Origin of the sequence: Spirillospora sp. NPDC049652, from assembly GCF_040675125.1 — a bacterium.
In the GTDB taxonomy this organism is placed as follows: Bacteria; Actinomycetota; Actinomycetes; order Streptosporangiales; family Streptosporangiaceae; genus Spirillospora.
The window spans coordinates 1-1,619 of the sequence record NZ_JBFAOF010001301.1 but is presented as its reverse complement, the minus strand read 5'-3'; the positions used below and the strand labels follow the sequence as shown (position 1 = coordinate 1,619).

The following is a 1,619-nucleotide window of genomic DNA, read 5'->3' as shown; positions in this document are numbered from 1 at the left end:
GCCGGCTCGGACAGCGCCGGCGGCAGCGCCAGCGGGCGGTCGGTGCGGATCGCCGCGGGGACCGCCCTGTCGATCAGGGCCTCGGCTCCGGAGTAGCCGATGGCCGCCAGCATCCGGGACCGCTCGTCGCCGGACGGGCCGATGTGCCGGTCGGCGAAGGCCGTCCGCGGGGTCTGTGGCGAGGCCACGGGAGCGAAGTACTGGGCGGTCATTGGGGAGAGCCTCCTGGGCTGCGAAAGCGGTCGCTCAGGCGTCCCCGGCCCGGCGGCCGGCGACGGTCTCCCCCTCTGTCGTGGCACCTGAGAGCTTCCCCCGCGCACGCGCGCGGAATTTCCCCTTCGGTGAGGCGTCCCGTCCCCGTTTCCGGGCGCGCGCCTGCTTTCCAGAGGTGCCTCGTCTGTGCGGTCCTTTTGCCTGAGAGGTTCCGGGGAGGGTTGCCCCTTCGGCGTCCCACGCTGGCGGCGTGGAATCTCTCCCGCACAGGGTCAGCGGCGTTTCCTGTGGGAACTCTATCCAACACGCGGCAGGATCGAACGCGCCGGGGCCCGGCGCGGGCCGTCCGATCCCGGCGGCCCGCGGGACGCTCCCCTGCCGCGGACCGGCCCGGTCGGCGTGGCGGGCCCACCCCTCCCCCGCCGCGGACGCCGGAGAAAGTACGATATTCGCAGCTCACGGTCAGGGGGACCCGGAGAACCGCGGGGCGGGGGCCCACACGGCAGGGCGGGGGGCGACATAACGGAACGGCGGTGCGGCGTGACGCGGACCCAGGACGGCGCGGCACGGTCCGAACGCGCTTCGGACCCGGCCGGCGCGCGTCCCGGCGTCCCCGCCGAGGCGGCGCCCGCGCCCGGGGACGGCGGACGGGACCAGCGCGACGGCGGGCGGCCGGGCACCGCGGCGCCGGTCGAGGAGCCGCCGTGGCCGGTGCGCATCCGCCGGTCCGGCGACGCGATCCGGTTCGTCACCGCGCTGATCGGCCTCGGCGCCGTCATGCTGCTGGTGACCATCGCCCAGCAGACCACCCACGGCCTCCAGACCGACATCGTCGAGGGCACCGCGCACGCGCCGCGCTGGCTGCTGTCGCTGGCCACGCTCGCGTCCAGCTTCGGCGTGCTCGCCGTCCCGGTCGCGTTCGCGGTCGAACGCCTGTTCCACCGGGACGGCACCCGGGTGGCGATCGCGGTGCTCGCCGCGATGATCACCTTCGGGCTGACCGTCGCGATGAACGACTGGGTCGTCCCGGCCGCGCCGAACGGCCTGCTGAACGCGCTGATCTGGGGCAGCTCCGGCACCGCCGTGGTGCACACCGACATCGCCCCGGTGATCGCGTTCGTCGCCGCCGTCGGGATGGCCGGCCGCACCCGCTGGCAGGTCGCCGCCTGGACCATGATCGGGCTGGCCGCGCTGACCGGCCTCACCGCCTCCTACGCCTCGGTCTCGGCGCTCGCCGCCACCTACTTCCTCGGCGTGGCGATCGGCCACGGAACGCTGTACGCGGTCGGCACGCCGAACCCGCGCCCGCCCGGCACCGCGGTCGTCGCGGCGCTGGAGCGGCTCGGGACGCGCCCGGCCGGGGCGCGCCGGATCACCACGTCCGCCGACGAGCCGCGCCGCTACGC

The 1,619-nt window shown here is 75.8% G+C and carries 1 protein-coding gene, 1 pseudogene and 2 riboswitches; of the genes and pseudogenes, one reads left to right on the top strand and one right to left on the bottom strand.

Translation table 11 applies throughout. The features are described 5' to 3' along the window. On the bottom strand, positions 1-212 hold a 212-nt coding region (locus AB0J52_RS39625; RefSeq protein ID WP_500188272.1), incomplete at its 3' end, for a hypothetical protein. A gap of 68 nt (positions 213-280) precedes the next feature. Next, a riboswitch (glycine riboswitch) is annotated at positions 281-391 on the bottom strand. Between the two features lies 1 nt (position 392). Beyond that, positions 393-488: riboswitch (glycine riboswitch) on the bottom strand. A 265-nt stretch (positions 489-753) separates the two neighbouring features. Here AB0J52_RS39625 and AB0J52_RS39620 point away from each other — a divergent pair. Then, positions 754-1,619: pseudogene (locus AB0J52_RS39620) on the top strand (TIGR00374 family protein); the annotation flags it as partial.